The organism is Granulicella sp. S156 (genome assembly GCF_009766105.1).
In the GTDB taxonomy this organism is placed as follows: domain Bacteria; phylum Acidobacteriota; class Terriglobia; order Terriglobales; family Acidobacteriaceae; genus Granulicella.
In genome coordinates this window covers 260,505-277,895 of the sequence record NZ_LMUH01000007.1, presented here as the reverse complement: position 1 = coordinate 277,895, position 17,391 = coordinate 260,505, and the positions used below count along the sequence as shown (strand labels likewise).

At 58.2% G+C, this 17,391-nt stretch carries 15 protein-coding genes; 5 read left to right on the top strand and 10 right to left on the bottom strand.

Going from position 1 to position 17,391, the window contains the following annotated elements; translation table 11 throughout:
• The 4 genes from GSQ91_RS06940 to GSQ91_RS06925 form a co-directional block, all read right to left on the bottom strand.
• Nucleotides 1-2,730, bottom strand: a 2,730-nt coding sequence (locus GSQ91_RS06940) for a hypothetical protein (protein ID WP_158820530.1), incomplete at its 3' end; no start/stop codon positions are given.
• 514 nt (nucleotides 2,731-3,244) lie between these two features.
• Nucleotides 3,245-4,114: an ABC transporter ATP-binding protein gene (locus GSQ91_RS06935; RefSeq protein WP_254064395.1), complete on the bottom strand. Its 870-nt coding sequence runs from the start codon at nucleotides 4,112-4,114 to the stop codon at nucleotides 3,245-3,247.
• 128 nt (nucleotides 4,115-4,242) lie between these two features.
• On the bottom strand, nucleotides 4,243-5,628 hold the full coding sequence (locus GSQ91_RS06930; RefSeq protein ID WP_158820529.1) for an efflux RND transporter periplasmic adaptor subunit: 1,386 nt from the start codon (nucleotides 5,626-5,628) through the stop codon (nucleotides 4,243-4,245).
• A gap of 222 nt (nucleotides 5,629-5,850) precedes the next feature.
• A complete protein-coding gene (locus GSQ91_RS06925) occupies nucleotides 5,851-6,240 on the bottom strand; it encodes a hypothetical protein (protein WP_158820528.1) in 390 nt (129 codons plus the stop codon).
• A 238-nt stretch (nucleotides 6,241-6,478) separates the two neighbouring features.
• On the opposite strand from GSQ91_RS06925, the gene GSQ91_RS06920 reads away from it, so the two are divergent.
• A complete protein-coding gene (locus GSQ91_RS06920) occupies nucleotides 6,479-8,233 on the top strand; it encodes a GWxTD domain-containing protein (RefSeq protein ID WP_158820527.1) in 1,755 nt (584 codons plus the stop codon).
• Between the two features lie 138 nt (nucleotides 8,234-8,371).
• On the top strand, nucleotides 8,372-10,123 hold the full coding sequence (locus GSQ91_RS06915; protein ID WP_158820526.1) for a carboxypeptidase-like regulatory domain-containing protein: 1,752 nt from the start codon (nucleotides 8,372-8,374) through the stop codon (nucleotides 10,121-10,123).
• Between the two features lie 199 nt (nucleotides 10,124-10,322).
• Here the strand turns inward: GSQ91_RS06915 and GSQ91_RS06910 are convergent, their stop codons facing one another.
• From GSQ91_RS06910 to GSQ91_RS06900, 3 genes are all read right to left on the bottom strand, one after another.
• Complete coding sequence (locus GSQ91_RS06910; protein WP_254064394.1) at nucleotides 10,323-10,706, bottom strand: hypothetical protein; 384 nt, start codon at nucleotides 10,704-10,706, stop codon at nucleotides 10,323-10,325.
• Between the two features lie 106 nt (nucleotides 10,707-10,812).
• Nucleotides 10,813-11,280 carry a hypothetical protein gene (locus GSQ91_RS06905; protein ID WP_158820524.1) on the bottom strand — a complete coding sequence of 156 codons (468 nt, stop codon included), beginning with the start codon at nucleotides 11,278-11,280 and terminating at the stop codon, nucleotides 10,813-10,815.
• Nucleotides 11,277-12,173, bottom strand: a complete 897-nt coding sequence (locus tag GSQ91_RS06900) for a DoxX family protein (RefSeq protein ID WP_158820523.1) — start codon at nucleotides 12,171-12,173, stop codon at nucleotides 11,277-11,279. The genes GSQ91_RS06905 and GSQ91_RS06900 overlap by 4 nt, the downstream gene beginning before the upstream one ends.
• Nucleotides 12,174-12,445: 272 nt before the next feature.
• Between GSQ91_RS06900 and GSQ91_RS06895 the strand changes: the two genes are divergently transcribed.
• Nucleotides 12,446-13,390, top strand: coding sequence for a winged helix-turn-helix domain-containing protein (locus tag GSQ91_RS06895; protein WP_158820522.1), 945 nt, complete (start codon nucleotides 12,446-12,448; stop codon nucleotides 13,388-13,390).
• 115 nt (nucleotides 13,391-13,505) lie between these two features.
• Nucleotides 13,506-14,237: a LexA family transcriptional regulator gene (locus GSQ91_RS06890; RefSeq protein WP_158820521.1), complete on the top strand. Its 732-nt coding sequence runs from the start codon at nucleotides 13,506-13,508 to the stop codon at nucleotides 14,235-14,237.
• Between the two features lie 324 nt (nucleotides 14,238-14,561).
• Here GSQ91_RS06890 and GSQ91_RS06885 read toward each other — a convergent pair whose 3' ends face one another.
• The 3 genes from GSQ91_RS06885 to GSQ91_RS06875 all read right to left on the bottom strand — a co-directional run bounded on the left by GSQ91_RS06885 (nucleotide 14,562) and on the right by GSQ91_RS06875 (nucleotide 15,983).
• Entirely contained in the window at nucleotides 14,562-14,762 is a 201-nt protein-coding gene (locus tag GSQ91_RS06885; RefSeq protein ID WP_158820520.1) for a DUF1737 domain-containing protein, read from the bottom strand.
• 249 nt (nucleotides 14,763-15,011) lie between these two features.
• Entirely contained in the window at nucleotides 15,012-15,326 is a 315-nt protein-coding gene (locus GSQ91_RS06880) for an RcnB family protein (protein ID WP_158820519.1), read from the bottom strand.
• Between the two features lie 171 nt (nucleotides 15,327-15,497).
• Nucleotides 15,498-15,983: an NUDIX domain-containing protein gene (locus GSQ91_RS06875; RefSeq protein ID WP_158820518.1), complete on the bottom strand. Its 486-nt coding sequence runs from the start codon at nucleotides 15,981-15,983 to the stop codon at nucleotides 15,498-15,500.
• Between the two features lie 173 nt (nucleotides 15,984-16,156).
• On the opposite strand from GSQ91_RS06875, the gene GSQ91_RS06870 reads away from it, so the two are divergent.
• A complete protein-coding gene (locus GSQ91_RS06870; protein ID WP_158820517.1) occupies nucleotides 16,157-17,386 on the top strand; it encodes a hypothetical protein in 1,230 nt (409 codons plus the stop codon).
• Nucleotides 17,387-17,391 lie beyond the last annotated feature (5 nt).

The following is a 17,391-nucleotide window of genomic DNA, read 5'->3' as shown; positions in this document are numbered from 1 at the left end:
GATCGCTGTGGGGTCGTCGCGGAGATGAAGGAAGATTGTCGCGGCGGAGGGGCGGGGCAGCGTCAGGCTGGAGCCGGTGAAGCCGTCAGGAACCGGAATCGGGTTGGCAAAGGTGGGGTCGATCGAGATCGACTCGATGAGGAAGAGGTTAGAGCCGCTCAACGTGCAGGGCAGAGTCGTTTCCACAGGGCACTGCAGGCCTGAGAGTACAGGCAGGCGAACGAGCGTACCCAGCGGCAGCCAGTCGCTGGAAGGGGACTCCTGCTCCATGCTGTCGGCAGGGGGCGGGTCATTGGCTGTTGGGGGTACCTGGGATGCTGGTGCGGTGGTGGCGGTCTGCGTTGCGGGGTCCGTGGCCGTCACATGGGCAAGCGCCGTTGTGTCGGGTTCGCTGCTGCGACGGACGTGCTGATTTGACGCCAGCGGATAGACCGCGCGCAGATGCAGCGGACCGAAGGCGCTGGGGCCGAAGGAGCGCAGCGGGTCTAGCGTGGCTACAACGGTGTGCGGGTCCTGCAGCAGCAGGCCGCCGGAGGGCGCGAGGGTGAGCACGGTGCGGAGTGTGCCGTCCAGCGTCTCGATCTCGATCTGGCCGTTGCGCGGAAAGGGCGCGGGGCTCTTGAGCGTGAAGCTGACGGGTTGAGAGAGCGGAAGGTCGTTCGAGTCGGTGAGAGCAATCTCGGTATTCAGCGGGGTTGCGGCATTCTTACGCAACAGCGTGATGACTGGACGCGGGAGAGACACGACAACCGGGATCAACAGGTTGCGGCCGTCGCGCAGCTTGATCCGCGCCGTGAGGTGGTCGTCGACGTGGGTGGGCGGTGCAGGGGCGTCGGCCGGCAGGGCAACGCGCAGCGTGTTGGCTGAGGCCAGGTCGTCGGCACTCGGTGGGACGGGAGCGAAGTTGAGGTCGCCGAGGGAGAGCCTCTCCACCTGCGCGAGGCTGGTGCCTTTGAGCAGGAGCGAACGATCACCCGCATGAAGCTCGATGGAGGCGATATGCGCCGGTTCGGAGAAGGTTCGTGCAGCGAGATCGTCGGTCTTCGGCTGGCCATATTGCTGGATGGCGAGATGCAGGTTGCCGGGAGTCTCGGCGTGCTGCAGGGGTAGCGACAGATTGACGAGGTTCGCATCCTCAGGCTTGGGCGATGCCTTGAACTGGATCGGCATGTCGTCGGTGCTGTCGGTGGGATGCGCGGTGATGGTATGGATGCAGGCGCTTCCCGTGGAGGAGACCAGAAGCTGCGAGGAGCGGCCTGCGATCATACTGGTGTTCGGCGCAGCCTCAGTGGGCTCGACGATATGCCAGCCCGTGCCGGGAAGCTGCTGCAGCGTGACGGTAGGGCCGGTGAAGGGGTCAAAGCCCCAGCGGCCCTGGATGGTGCCGGTGATCAGCACCGGCTTGGGTTGCGGGGCAGGGGGCGGAGTCGCCGGGGTTGGGGTCTTTGCTTCGGCTGGCTTCGCGGCCTGGTCTGGCTTTGCGGTTGGGGTGCCTGCAGGCGTGGAGGGGGCGGGCTCCGGTTTGAGCAGCTTGGGATCGTGCAGTTCGCGGTGATGGGTGGGAGTCTGCTGCAGGACCAGGCCTCCCTGGTAGGCATCGGGAATGAGTGGGATGTCGGGCTCGGCGGGCGCTCCGGGCGGCGGATTCAGGTGCAGCACGACTTCATGGGCGAAGTCGGTGGAGAAGACCAGAGGCGCGCCTTCGATGGGCAGTACGACGGAGGGTTTAATCAGGCAGGCAATGTAGTTCGCGTCCGCAGGGCGAAGTGGCGGAGAGACCGCCGCCTGCACCGAGGGGAGCCCGATGACGAGCACCGACTTGGGATTGTGGAAGGAGGGCGGTGTATTCAGCCGGAGGTTGAGTGCCGCGTCCTGGGGGAAGGCGATGGCCGGGATGTACTGGTACTGCGCGGTGTGGAGGGTGCCCATGAGGCGGATCAGATCGACGATTGCGCCGACATAGGCGGAATACAGGCCTCCACCGGCAGCCTGCGTATAACTAGCCTGATTGATGAGGTCGGAACCCGGGCCGTTGGAGAGTGCGGAGGCGATGTTCTGGCCGTGGCCGTCGTCGAGCAGGGTCTGGGTGCCGGTCTGGGTGAGGCAGGTGAACTGGGTGTCGACCGGGCGCTTGAAGCAGTCCTCGTTGGGTTTCAGGTTCAGCGTACGGGCGAGCAGATCGGAGTGTTTCTGGAGGGCCTCGGGGTCGGAGGGCGGAACCCGGCGGATGGAGGCCATGTATTTCTCGATACGGGCTTGTTCGAAGCCGGCTTCGGCGAGGTCCTGCGAGGCGCGGACGAAGATTCCCGGCCGGCCCTGGACGGCGGAGCGCAGGGTAGAGAAGTCGCCGCCGGTCTCTGGCGCCATAAAGAGCACGGCCTGTTGCGCTTCGGGCGGCACGGTGACGAAGACGCCTTCTTCTCGGACCTTCTTGTCCCAGGTCTCGATGCGGGTGAACCAGTCCTGTGGGGGAGGGTTGGTGGTTCCGCGAAGGAAGACGCAGATCAGGAGGTACTTAACCGATTGCGAGGGCGGCAGGTCAGGGTGCAGCCAGATCTTGTCGCCCGGCTGGAGATTGGGGACCGAGGCGATGGGGAGGGTCTCGTTGCCACGAGTGACCCGCACGTCGATGCGAGGACCGACGAGGTCAAAACGGCCATCCGCGTGGAGTGGCCGCAGGAAGAAGAAGAGCAGGAGCGGCAGCAGAAGCAATCGGGCGCGTTTGGCCATACTGCTAGTTTAGACGCGTAAGGCCCCTGAAATCATGCCTGATGTATGCGGGTTTTTGTTCCGCATCATAAAGCTATGAAGGTTTTAGCGACGAGCAACTTTTAGCTGAAAAGAGGGTTTTGACACGAGCTGCAACGTCGGCAACTTGTTTCACTGCAGCCGTTCCGGACGTCCGTTTTTCATGGACCTACGTTTCGTGCTCCATGCCTGGATAGCCGTATCTGGAATTGCCGCAGCCGGGTGCCCCCATTTTCGGCGTGGCTTTATCGCGCCTAAAGTGGGCATTGACGCAGAGCGCTCCACAAACATTTGCACCGCGCTCTGCATCAAGGTCGGCATTCGCGCAGCGAACCGCTCCTGCCTATCTTTCCGTTTCCGCTGGATTGTGTGGTGGTACGGTCCGGTGTAATGGCTCGAACGCTTTAGGTGAAGCGGGGTATGAGCAGGAGCGGTCTCGCTCGCGCGCGATGCCCACCTTAGGCGCAAAGAACGCGCCGAAGATAGGGCACCCGACTTATGCCTTCTTCGTGTTCTTCTTCGCGTCAGTCTGTTTGGCGTGGATGCTCGAAATGGTCTCATTCGAGTTCGTCTCATTCGTGGCGAGGATGGGGCCATCCTGTTTCACGCGTTTGCTGGGACCGTCGCTGGCGACCGAGCCGTCGCGGATGCTGATGACGCGGTGCGCGAAGTCGGCGATGTCGGGCTCGTGGGTGACCAGGACGATGGTGTTGCCCTTGGCGTGCAGATCGTCGAAGAGCGCCATGATCTCCACCGAGGTCTTCGAGTCGAGGTTGCCGGTAGGCTCGTCGGCCAGGATGATGCTGGGGCGATTGACCAATGCTCGCGCAATAGCCACACGCTGACGCTGTCCGCCCGAGAGTTCGTTCGGCTTGTGCATCATGCGTTCGCCGAGGTTGACCGAGGTAAGCACTTCCTTGGCGCGTGCGATGCGTTCCGCCGCGGGCGTTCCGTTGTAGATGAGCGGAAGCTCTACGTTGTGCAGCGAGGTGGCGCGGGCCAGCAGGTTGAACGTCTGGAAGACGAAGCCGATCTCCTTGTTGCGGATGCGTGCGAGTTCGTCATCGTTGAGTTCCGAGACGTCGTGGCCGTTGAGCCAGTACTTGCCCTGAGAGGGAGAATCGAGACAGCCGATCAGGTTCATCAACGTGGACTTACCCGAACCGGACGGGCCCATGATGGCGACGTACTCGTTGTGCCGGATGCGGATGTCGACACCGCGCAGGGCGTGGACCTGCTGATCGCCCATCTCATAGGTCTTCCAGAGATTGTCGGTGACGATTACGTCGCCGGGACGGGGTCCGTCTGCGTTGGCCCCGATACGGTCCTTCTCGGGTGGTGTAACGGAACTGTTGTCGAGGGTCATCAGGTGTCTCCGGGGAATAGGTAACAGAAGTCAGATAAGAGAGAGCAGATAACAGAGATCAGGACATAGGGAGTATGTCAGAAGGTGGCGATTTGTACTGATCTCTTATTTCTGATCTCTCTCATCTCTCAAGATGAAGTGTCGTCCGTTGCCGTCTGGATCGAAGTATCGTGTTTGACTGCAACTCCACTTTTGAGGGTTCGCAAGACCTTGTAGCGGCCTGTGACCACTTCATCGCCATTCTTCACGCCGGTCAGGACTTCGATGTCGGTCGCTCCCGTGACGCCGGTGGTGACCGGAACAAACTTCGTTCTGAGGCGACCATTATCCTGCACCAGAATGTAGACGCCCTGGGTGAGATTGTTCTTGGTGACGGCGGTGGCCGATGTCTGGCCGTGGTTCTTGAACAGTGCCTGTTCAACGGCATCGTCGCGCTGCACCAGGGACTGGATGGGAATCGTCAGCGTATTGGGTTTATGTGCCGTCGTGATCTTGGCGGTGCAGGAGAGGCCGGGGCGCAGCTCATCCGTCCCTGTCGCCTGGTCGAGCGTGACGACGACCTTGAAGTCCTTGGCCTCTTCCGTGCCGGTGGTGGACTGCGAAGTGGCAACACCGGTGGTGCGGAGCAGTGCCTGATCGCCGACTTCGGTGACATGGCCCTTGAAGACCTTACCGGGCAGGGCATCGACGGTGACATCGACGGGCTGGTTCATGGCGACGTTGACGATGTCTGTCTCGTCGATCTTGACCTCGGCGGTGATGACGCTCATATCGGCGAGGGTCATCAGGGTGGAACCTTCGGCGTTCTGGATACCAACGACCACAGTCTCGCCTTCGCGGACGGGGACGTTGGTGACGAGGGCGTCGAAGGGAGCGTGGCTCTGGGTGAGACCCAGGCTGTAGTCGTTGCCGTGCTGCGTGGCGATGGCCTGCGTGACGTGGCCGCGCGCGGAAGAGGTCTGCGCCCTGGCCTGGGAGAAGCTGGCGACGCGCTGCTCCAGGGTGGCGGCGGAGACGTCATACGCGGCCTTCTTGGCGTCGTAGTCCTGCTTGGCGATCAGTTTGTCTTCGTAGAGGCTCTTGGCGCGACCGAAGTCGAACTTCTTCTGCTCGAGGTCGGCCTTGGCCTGGTCGACGTTGGCGCGTGCGGTCCGCTCGGCGGCGATGTAGCCGTCGACGTCTGTCTTGGAGGAGGCGATGGTCGCTTCCTGCGCCTCTACGGCGCTGGCGGGCTGTGCGCTCTCCACGGCGGCGACGAGCTGCCCGGCCTTAACGTGGTCACCCTCTTTTACATAGAGGTGCGTGATCCGGCCAAAGGCGGTCGCGCCCACGTTGACGTAGGTCTTCGGCTTGATCTGGCCGGTGCCGCTGACCGTGGCGACAAGATCTGAAGGCGCGGCTTTGGTCGTGGTTACGGCCGTGACGTTGCTATGGCTGTAGATGATGGTGCCCGCGACAATGCCGCCCAGAAGCAGGAAACCGAGGACGATTAGGACAATTTTCTTCGAGCTCATCGTTTAAAGTTTTCTTTTCTCTGGCGCTTTCTTGAGTGGCGCAGTTTGAGCACGATCCGGTCAGATTCTTGGTCCGGAGTGAGATACGTTGAGCAACGGCTTCCGGTTCCGTCCGAGGAGTCAGGGGACGATCTCTGGCTGGCGTCGCAGGGAAAAATCTTGCCTGGCTTTGCATAGATGATAGCAGCGAGAGAACGCACAGAGTATTGCCAATTAACCCAGTTAACCAAGATCCCTCGATAAGTAGGCAAATAGCGTGATGATGACTGCCCTGGCGGCTACGTTGCCGAAGATTGCGATGCTCACACCTCGGGTATAGGCATATACCTCGAGGATTCCTGACGATCCATGGAAGGCGATACAGCTCCAGACGATGAGCCGGAGCGCTTGCGGGTCCGACAGGCGGCTGCCACCAAACGACAGGGTGGCAAGTCCGAACTCCGCCCCTGCGAGTAGATATGCCATCAGGTAGGCGCTCGGTTCGAGATGAACTCCGACAGTGCCTGGTATCAAACCGGGTGCCACAGCGAGAACAACACCAGCGGCCAGGGTGATGAAGCCATGGACGAGGAGCAGCGTGCGTAATCCCCTATGGTCCGTAGATAGATCCATACCCTCTTCTCTACCTCCCGCGTCCTGCCAATTTGGGGTTGGTTTATACGGGTGTTTCCGTAGCTGAGATTCCAGTCAGATTTCCGTTTTGCCGCTTCAAGCTCACCTTGTTCCCGGGCGCCTCCCATCCTGTAGGACCGAATTTCAAATTGACACCCCTGCGAACCCTCTCAGCGCTTGTGAAAGGGTGGTTACGGGGCTTAGAATGAGGGGGTCTGAAGTCAAGGAGCTGGCACCCATGCAAGTCCGATATTTTCTGTCTGTCGTAACGATTCTGGCGCTCTCAAGTACGGCTCCAGGAGTTCGCGCGCAGACGGCTCCCGCTCAGCCCGATCAACAGGTCCGACAGGACGGCAGCGGCACTGTCGTGCAGACGCCTCCGATTGAAGAGAAGCCCGATCCGCTGAAGCGCAGGCTGAGTGATGGCCAGGAAAAGAAGCGCCGGGACTTGACCAAGGCGGAGCTCAAGGGCGAGTACAAGCAGTGGCTGAATGAAGATGTGCGGTGGATCATCACCGATGAAGAGGCCAAGGCCTTCAAGAGCCTCGCCAATGACGAGGAGCGCGATCAGTTCATCGAGCAGTTCTGGCTGCGGCGCAACCCCAATCCCGAGTCTCCTGAGAACGAGTTCCGCGATGAGCACTATGCGCGCATCGCCTATGCCAACGAGCACTTTGCCGCTGGCAAACCCGGTTGGATGACTGACCGCGGTCATATCTATATTGCCTTCGGCAAGGCGGACAGCATCGACTCTCATCCTTCCGGCGGCAACTATGACCGTCCGATGGAAGAGGGCGGCGGTAACACTTCGACCTTTCCCTTCGAGGTCTGGCACTACCGGTATCTGCCCAGCGTGGGCGACAACATCGATATCGAGTTTGTCGACACCTGCATGTGCGGCGACTATCACGCCACCATCGACCGCTCCGAGAAGGACGCTTTGAAGAATGTCCCCGGCGCCGGTCAGACGCTCTATGAGCAGATGGGCAAATCGACCAAGGCTGACCGCTTCAGCGGCGGCGGGTTGGAGCAGTTGGGCAATGGTCCCATGTCTTCCAGCAACCAGGGTAAGCAGTTTGACCGTCTGGACCAGTTCGCCAAGATCATGGCGCCGCCCCCTGTGAAGTTTGCCGACCTGGATGAGTTCCTGGGCACAGCCAAGGTGTTGACCGGTCCGCCGTTCCTGTTCGATGTGCGGACTGACTATGTGAAGCTGACCAACGACACCGTGATGGTTCCGTTGACGCTGCAGATACGCAACAGCGACGTCACCTACAAGACCAAGGATGGTGATGCCACCGGCACAGTGAACATTCTCGGTCGCGTCAGCACCATGACTCACCATATCGTCCGAACCTTCGAGGACACGGTGAACATGGAGACTCCTGCCGATCTGCTGGAGAAGTCCAAGAGCGGCGTCCACGTGTGGTGGAATGCGCTGGATCTGCCTCCTGGGAACTACAAGATCGAGATTGCCATCAAGGATGTGAACAATCCCGAGCACGTGGGAATCTGGCGCCGCAGCGTTCTCGTACCCAAGTACGATGACGACCGGTTGGCTTCGTCTTCGCTGATCCTGGCAGACACCATGGAGCGTGTGGCTTCGAAGGATATTGGCGCGGGTAGCTTTGTCATCGGAAACACGAAGATCAGGCCGCGTGTGCCGGCGACCATTTCGACGCCGGTGACGTTCCATCGCGGACAGAACCTTAACTTCTGGATGCAGGTGTACAACCTCGGCATCTCGGACACCACGAAGAAGAACGACGCTACGATTGAGTATCAGGTGCTGGACCTGGAGACTAACAAACAGGTACTGGATTCGCAGGAGTCGGCTTCCAAGCTGAGCTCCAATGCGGACCAGTTGACGCTGGAGAAGACCATGCCGCTGGCCAGCCTGCAGCCGGGCAAATATCAGGTTACGATCAAGGTGAACGACGGAGTATCGCAGCAGCACATTGCGGAGTCCGCACCGTTTACTGTGGAGCAGTAAGGCAGTTGTAGAAAGCATACGAAGCAAAGCCACGCAGACGGTATCGCGATGGACCGCTTTAGAATATGGACTAGCATCTCGGCTACTTCTGAGACGCCAATTTTCGGAGAGTCGGGCGCGCGAGGGCACAAAGGCGCGGTGAAACGGTTTGTACCAGGTATGCTGTTGGCGGTACTGCTCGGGATAACCGGGCCGTGCTTTGCCGCGTCGAGCTATGCGGTCGTCTCGGGTGTGGTGCGAGACGTGCATGGAACGCCGCAGATGGGCGCGCTGGTGGAGCTGTTCTCCGTGGATGCCAGCGCAATCGTTACAGCTTTTACCGATGACCATGGACGCTATCGCTTGTCCTCGGTGCTTCCGGGGCATTACCAGATTCGCGCGACGGCAGCTTTTCTTGTTCCCGTGACGCGGACGAACCTTCGGTTACAGGCCGGGGCTGCTGCCGTCGTCAACCTGACGATGAGCACTTTATTCGAAGCGGAAAACTGGCTGCCGGCTCAGAAACGCCGCGCCGATGAGCCGGTTGACGATTGGAAGTGGACGCTGCGGTCGACGGCCAGCCGCCCTCTACTGCGGCTCCTTGATCCTTCCAATGATCCCGAAGACGATACGGCTACTTCCTCTACAGCTTCAACGACTTCATCAGATACGGCAGAGGCACGTCGCCGATCCTTGCAGGGCTGGGCGTCCGTGTCCGGCGGTGACGGCAACTTCGGCCAGGGTGGTGTGCGCGAAGTGCTGATGCTGAATCGCACGCTCAAAGATGGGAGCAGTGCGGTGATGCGCACGGAGATCGGAGACCCGTCGCAGGGGACCTCGACAGCGGCGTCTACGGAGATGACCGTCGGCTATGAGCGGCACTCGCCTCTGGGCGGAAGCACACGGCTGGTTTCGAGCTACCAATCGCATCCCGAACTGACGTATGGATCGGGAACTGGTTTGCAGGTCCTGCGGCTGGCCAGCACGGAGCAGTTGAATCTCGGCGATATGGTGATGATCGACGCTGGGACATTGCTGCAGGCCGAGCGGCTGGAAGCAAGCCGATTCGCCTCCGAACCCTTTGTGCGGGTGATGGTGAAGCCGGGCTCCAATCTCATGGTCGAGTATCGCTATGCTACCGGGCGTACGCTGCAGAGTTCGGGGGACCTTGACGACCTGAAGCCCACGACCGATGTACTGACAGATGCTGCCGGGCGTCCGCTGATGGCGAAGGGAAGCCATCATGAGGTTTCAGTCTCCCGCAAGCTGGGTGGGGAGCGTTCGGTCACGGTGGCGGCTTATCACGATGAGTTTTCAAGTGCAGCCCTTCAGGGAAGCGGCCTCGTAGACCGCGGTGATCTTCAGTCTCTGAGCACCGAAGGGCTGGGCATGGTCACGGACCCGACGACAGGAGCGTTTCATCTCGCTGCTGAGGGATATAGCGGGCATGGAGTCAGCGCTTCTTTGGTGCAGCCGGTGACGTCTTCGCTCTCGGCCTGGGTGGAATATGACCTCGGCACGGCACTGCGAAGCAGCTTTCCACCGTCTTTCGCTGTCAGCAATGTGCAGAGCCACATTGCGCCGCAAACGGTCCAAGCGGCGAGCGTCTCGCTGCGTGGAAAGATTGCGCGTACAGGGACTTCGATGAAGGCAGAGTATCGCTGGCAGCCATCGCGCACTCTCACGCAGGTGAACGCCTACAACGCAGATCCCGGAGCAGCGTACCTGGGCTTCTTTATACGGCAGAAGCTCTGGCGCGGACGGTTTCTGCCCGAGGGCATGGATGCGGTGGTAGAAGCTACCAACCTGCTGGAACAGGGGTATCAGCCGGTGCTGGCACCCGATGGGCATACGCTATTCCTCGCCCAGATGCCGCGCGCTATTCAGGCTGGGCTGGCCTTCAACTTCTAAATTTTTCAGATACTCCTCTGTGGTGCTCCTCAAAAAACTTGACGCAACGGGCGCAGCGGTTCGCAACGATGCGCGACGGCTGTAGTTCTTAGGCAAAACACTTTTCCTAAGCACAAATGTCGTCGCGTGCCTTCGCGAACCGTTGCGCCCGTTGCGTCAAAGCCTTTTGAGAGAACCAGTGCTACCAGAGATTATGGGTCTACTTCGAGAACCGTCGAACGCTATAGGAGATCGGCAAACCAACCTCCACCATCTTGTAGAGCATCCCTAGCAGCAGGTCATGAATAGGAATAGGGTTCGATTCGTGAAAGGCGCAAAGCGGAAATACGATAAGGTGCATCACCAGCTGAACTGTGGCTCCGTAGTACAAACCGCACACCAGCGGATGCTGTTTCAAGAAAGAGAGCCTGCGGCTTGCCGTGTAGTACACGGCCGCTGCTGTAAAGGCGATAAAGAAGTGGAGAAAGACTCCAAGGACATAGGTGCCAACGCCACCGTGCTCCGCCTTTGCGCCTATCAACCCCTCGGCAATCGTAAGGGGAATGTCCCAGCCCGATTGGATACAAGCATGTAGAAGGGCCACCACTCCGGCAATCGAGCCGCCCACTGTTATGGCTAAGAAAGCGTTTCTTTTTCCAAATGGCCACGCTGTAGAATCGCCAATCATTTCATCTCCTCTTTTGTTCTGCCTACTTTGAGAACCGCCGAACGCTGAAGGCGATCGGTAGACCAATTACGACCATGTGCATGAGTAGTCCTTGAATCAGGTCATGAAGCTCGTACGGGCCTCTTGCGTGAAGCGCGGAGAGCGGCAAGACGATGAGATTCATGACGGTGTCAACCGTGGCGCCAAAGAACAACCCGCATACCAGCACATGCTGCTTTAAAAAAATCAGCCTGCGGCTTGCCGTGTAATAGATAGCCGCTGCTGAGAGCGCGATGAAGAAGTGCAGTAAGACACCCAGGACATAGGTGCCGACGCCTCCATGCTCTGCCTTCGGCCCTAGCAGCCCGCCCGCAATCGCGAGCGGAATATCCCAGCCAAACAGAAGGCAGGCTTGTAGCAGGTCCAACGTTCCGCCGATCAGACCGCCTACGCCGATGGCTAAGAGAGCGCTCTTTTTCCCAAAGGGCCATGCTGTTGAATCCCCAATCATCCGATATGCTCCTGTGTTTGAAATGTGTTGACACTACCGCTGCGAGGCCAATACGCCAGCAGGACGCTGAAGAAGCAGGCAATCAACAGCACGCTGTACTCCACGCCTTCTTCACCGGGGCCAACGACGTTATCTGGGCCAATGACGAACCAATGAGGAGCGTGAAAGAGCCATATCCCCGTGCCCAGGACGAGGAAGTGTCCCAGGCAAGCTGGAACGACAAGCCGCCGCGCGATCAATGCCAGCGAAGATGCGATTTGAAGGAACATGGCTCCCCACACCAACGGAACGCCGAGGGGGAAGCCAATGGAGGAGAAGTAGTGGCCGAGGTCGTTGAGACCTGCCGGGTCCCTCAGCCCCTCTCTCAGCGCGCCAATCGGGTGAATCATCAGAATGATTGCCGCCGCGAGCCGAATGACTTCAAGCCCGCGACGGGCTGGGAGGTCTTCGCGTTCCGGGAGGGAAGGACCGTCTCCCTCCCTGTGCCAGTACGCGCAGAGTATGCCGAGCAGGCAGGCAATCAACAAGGTGCTGAACTCGGCCCCTGGGTGATGATCTCCATCTTCTAAGCCGACCGTGCGCCACCTTGGCGCATGAACGAGCCAAATGCCCATGCCGAGGATGAAGATGTGCCCAATGCACGCAGGCACGACAAGCCTTCGAGCCACGAGAGCTAAAGAGCATCCGGCTTGAATTAACATCACAGCCCAGGCGAGACCCACTCCGAAAGGAATGTGATGGGATTCAAGGATGTGACCGAACCCGCGAACATTGGCAGGATGCAGTAACGCATAAACGGGGTGGGTGATGAGAATGAGCGCCACTGCGACCCGAACGATATCGAGACTGCGGCTCGAATCATGCGCGGGGCCACTCAACCAATTTCTCTTCACAAAGTCTCCTGAAAGCGATCGGGTCAGCATGTCAGTGCAGGTGACCTCAAGCGGTGAGCTACGGCTTACCCTATTCAGCCAGGCCCGAGAAGTCCTGAGGGTTGGTCTGAAACAACCTGAATAGTTCTGAAATGACGCCGCATCACGGTAATGTGGTCGGAATAGCTTCTAAGCGAAGACCGACGGAACGCGAACGGAGTTCCTCTGTGGTGTCGGTATAATCGGCGAGCGCCGCTTTTATACTTTGAACAGAGGGTAATCACTGGTCCCGCATGGAACGCCCAACCACGACAATGCTTCGCATCGGTGCTTGGTGCGTTAATCCGACATCCGGCCAGATCTCACGAGAGGGAGAGACCGCTCGGCTAGAGGTGCGGTCGATGCGGCTGCTGCTTTGCCTCGCCGAGCACGCCGGAGAGGTGGTCAGCATCGATGACCTGCTCAATCAGGTCTGGCCTGAGGTTATCGTCACTCCGGACTCTGTCTACCAGGCTGTGGCATCGCTTCGCCGTCTGCTCGGTGACGACTCCAAGCAACCTACGTACATCGCGACAGTGCCGCGGCTAGGGTATCGGATGGTGGCGGCGGTCAGCCCCTGGACGGATGAGCCTGCTGCTACCTCCCACGCGCAGGCTTTAGACGGCGAGCCACCAAGCCCGGTGCGCTCCGATATGCCGACACCCGGCACGCATCTCAAAACCGGACTCCTGTGGACTGTTGGCGTAGTGATCTGCCTCGCGCTTGGCGTTGCCTTCCTGTTCCACGGCAGGATCACACGCAATCGCCCCGCAGACCCACCCGCTGTTGCTGCCCAGCCGCAGAAGTCCATCGCCGTTTTGCCCTTTATCGATATGACCCAGGAGATGAACGAGGAGCCCTTCGCCGACGGCATGACCGAGGAGCTGATCGATAAGCTCAGCAAGATTCCGGGCCTTCGCGTACCCGGGCCGACGTCCTCGTTCTATTTCAAAGGGAAGCAGATACCCGTCGCCGATATCGCGAAGACGCTGGGGGTCGCTTATGTGCTCGATGGAAGCGTGCGTAAGTCAGGCACCAGGCTGCGGGTCGCCGCGCAGTTGATTCGTGCGGACAACGGCTATATCGTCTGGTCCGAAACTTACGACCGGCCCTTCGACGACATCCTCATGGTTCAGGACGATATCGCGGGCGAAGTCATAAAAGCGCTGAAGGCCTCCACTGAATTTACAGCACGCTAAGCGGTAGCCAGCCTGCACCTGTTCTGGTGCGAAGCACCCCGGAAGCCGCTTGAAACATTGGAGTTGAGTCCTCTAAGTTAACGCTTAATTCAGATAAGTGCGCTAAACTAATTCCATGGAGACTTTTGGCGAGCGTTTTAAGCGAATTCGGGTAGAGAGCGGCTATACGCAGAGAAGGCTTGCGGCCGAAGTAGGCATCAGCGGAGCTGCGATCTCGCAGTGGGAGAGCGGGGAGACGAAGGCCGATAAGGTCAGGGCTGAGTACCTCGATACCGCAGCACGAGTACTGCACACCACGGTTCGCCATCTGCTCAAGGGCGATGGGTCGGAGGGACACACCAAAGTGTCCAAATCCGTCAGGGTCGATGCCTTTGCGATTCATGGCATGGTGGACGACGATGACTTCAATCCTGAGACCGGAGTCATGATCCCGGTCTACGAGATGGATGTGTCGGGCGGTCCTGGCGCGCTGGTGCTTGAGTTTGCCGAGACCAAGTACAAGCTGCACTTCACAAGGAAGTGGCTGAAGGATGTGAATGCAAAACCGGAAGAGATCCGCGTCGCCAGGGTGCGCGGCGACTCCATGCAGCCTACCTTGTGGGACAACGATAAAGTTGTCCTCCACATGGGCCTGACGCGGATTCGCAATGAGCGGCTCTTTGCGCTGGCCTATGCCGGCGAGGCGCGGGTGAAGAGGCTTTATTTGCTAGCCGACGGTCGGCTGCGGGTCGTAAGCGACAACCCCGACAAGACGAAGTATCCGGATGAGTTCATCGAAGGCGATGACCTGAATAACATACTCATCATCGGGCAGGTAATTCATAAGATGGGCGAGGGTGGTTTGTAGTCGTTGCCTTTGCTTTTCTAGTTGTATCGCCACAAACCGGGTGCCCCATCTTCGACGCGCGTTCTTTGCGCGTCTAAGGTGGGTATTCGCGAAGCCCGACCGCTCCAGCTCAATTTTGCGCTCCATCAGATCTCCGCGCCAGTACACCCTCGGTGATAGTACAAACCTCAGAGGTAAAACAAAGATGAGCAGGAGCGGTTCGCTTCGCGAATGCCTACCTTGATGCAAATGTTTGTGGAGCGCTGCGTCAATGCCCACCTTAGGCGCGATAAAGCCGCGCCGAAGATGGGGCACCCGCCATTGAGCTAGCCCTAAGTATGATGTTCAGCCTTCAGACTCTGAAATGGCATGAGGCCAGACGATGGCTTGAGCTGCAATCACGTTTGTCCCGTTGAAGGTGATGGCAGGAGAGCCATAAAGAACATAGCCCAGGGACAATGCTTCGCTGACGCGGCGGCAGAAGTTGGCATCGTCCGGGCCGGTTAATAATCGGTAGTGGGGCAAATTATTCGGAGGCGAGATCATCGTTATGCATACCCTAAAGTGAGTGTCAGCTCTAAATCTGACATCATTCTTGGAGAGAGATTTATCTCCTTTGATTCTCTGCTATTTCAATAACGAGCTCAACGTGTCCGAAGAGAATCTCTCCTATGCGTTATGTGAACCGCATTCATTCAGAGGTGGCGAGTAAAAGATCTCAACACAAGAACACCGCCGCCGGGGCAATGCCCGGCGGCGGTGTTGGTTTAGCAGATTCAAACTACGCAGTTAGCTTTAGTGCACAGTAGAGGCGACGACGACGGAGGCGATGATACCAGTTGCAATGGCGGCCTGCACATAATTGCCGTCCACCTGACGCCACTCGTAGCCACGTCGCGGCGCGCTCAAATGATATTGATGGTAGTCAATTTTCTCGCCACGGCCCCAATCGGCATTGTTCATGTGGTAACCCTTCTTCCACTCATCATGACGGACGTAACCACCGTGGTTATCTTGATGGTCGTCATGATGATCCTGTGCGAAGGCCACTCCTCCGGTGAGGCTGGTAGCAACGATCGAGAGAGCTAAGATTTTGCGAATTCGGTTCATGAATCCTCCAGGTACGTTGGATTCGGACCTGTCGCGTAACGTTGTTCGCTGACCCAGGCGATGCTCATCTTTTTAATAACAGTCAATGCGTTTAACAACAATCATTCACGCAAACTGGATCATATTGGTAAACCGAATGAATAGAGGCGTCTCGCTCAATCTCTGAAGAGATCAAGTGTGCCGAACCGCGAGTTGTTGTACAAGCCTTTCGAGCAGTTCACACTGCTCCTGGCGAATGTACTCACGCGCTTCCGCTAACTCATACCAGTGGCCGCGGTCGACTTCAGGAATCTCCAACCGCTTCCCCGAACGAGGAGGCCATTCAATCTCGCAGGTGTTGCTTACAAGTTCAGCTGGGTTGCAGTCTCCTTCAAAAGCCCAAGCGGTGACGATCTTGCCGCTCTTCTGTATTACGAAACCAAGCTCGATAAAGTTGCCGGACGCGGTGAAGCCTGTTTCCTCATGAAATTCGCGCTGTGCGGCTGCGAGCGGATCTTCGTCGGCATCGTATTCGCCCTTGGGAAGGGTCCACGATCCCTGATCCTTTTTCGCCCATATCGGTCCCCCGGGATGAACGAGAAAGACCTCGATCTCACCTTTGCGTCTTCGATACAGGAGCAGGCCGGCGCTGCGTTTCGTCGTTTTCGTCTTTGGCATGAGATAAGCTTACGGCGCGAAGCCGGTGCCGTACGAACGATAAAATAGGCAAAATGCCTTTCTGCAAATCAATGATCGTTTGTCTCTTCATTTGTATGGCCCAATGCTTACCGGCCTATGCGAAGCCTTATGTCCTGATGCACTACACCGCAGATGAAGCGGGAAGGGAACCCATGCAGGATGTTCCCTATAGCGTCATGCGAAATGGACAGAATGCTGGTCGCGGAAAGACCAATGCCTGGGGGGAAGTTTCAACCACATTGCATCGGCCAGGTGTGCAGGAAGATTGGATTGTACGGTTTGCGCTTCGTGATGATGGAAGTGCGGAAGTATTTGCTATTCGTGTTATGGCTGATGGGACCAAGGAAAGGGTCCTCGATAAAAGAGTCGATAACAGTGAGGATGAACTCTGGCCTTATGTTCATAATCGTGAAAGCTGTAACGGCCATAAGGACTGCCTCGATAAGCTTTCTCTATGGTTTACTTCATTGGGCCGCAGCGCATCAAGTGAGCCGTATGCGATGTTCAGCCAGGACAAGCTCGTTGCGTCCGGCCACGCTAACGATAATGGGATTATTTTCGTAAAGACTGCTGGAATGGATCTGAGCAAGCCCATGCAGCTTCTGTTCTGTGGTCAGAAACCTTTCGACGTTTCTATCAAATGGATAGAAAACAGTGAAGTCGAGATTACGGACGGTGAAGCTGCTGACGATCAGGCGAAGAGTGTCATGGCCAAGCTATGCGTCGGGTACCACGCTCGCCCATTCGATAAAGTTGCCGACTTTAATCAAGGCCGGCCCGTATTGCATACAGGTCTTAACTATGGCGAGCTCGAGGCTGATCGAATCGCAAAAGTCGAAGCCGAGGAAGCAGCAGAAGATTCGCGCGAGAAAGCAGAAGCCGCTGCTTATAAAGCAGGCAAGACACACTTGTATCAAGGTGGGGTGCCTTCCACCGGGCATTGCCCCGAGGACATGCTGGGTACTTTTGGCGTTGGTGGCAATCCCGCTAGTCAGAGTTTTATCGGTGCGGCCAAACAATTTCTGGCCCCTGGCTACGAGGTAGGCAAACCGGCGTTCAGGATATCCCGGCAACGGGATAAATATGTCTGGACCGGCTTGGTCAGTGGTCTGGTTAGAGACATTGAAATCACTTCAGAAGAAGACTCCGTCTGCGTCATTAAGCTGGACCGGGACAACCAGATGCTCATGTTCGACTATTCACGCCTGACCGATGACCAGATGAAAAAATTTGCTGAGGACCTCAATCCCCCGAGTTTTCCGTTTATCCCTGACCCTGACGATCTCAGAAAGGTCCCTTATTTCTTTGTGCAGTCATTCAGCATGACGGGCGTTACGGGAGGGGCTTTTTTCCTGCCACTGGTCCGCATGTCGGTGCCTTGATGGCA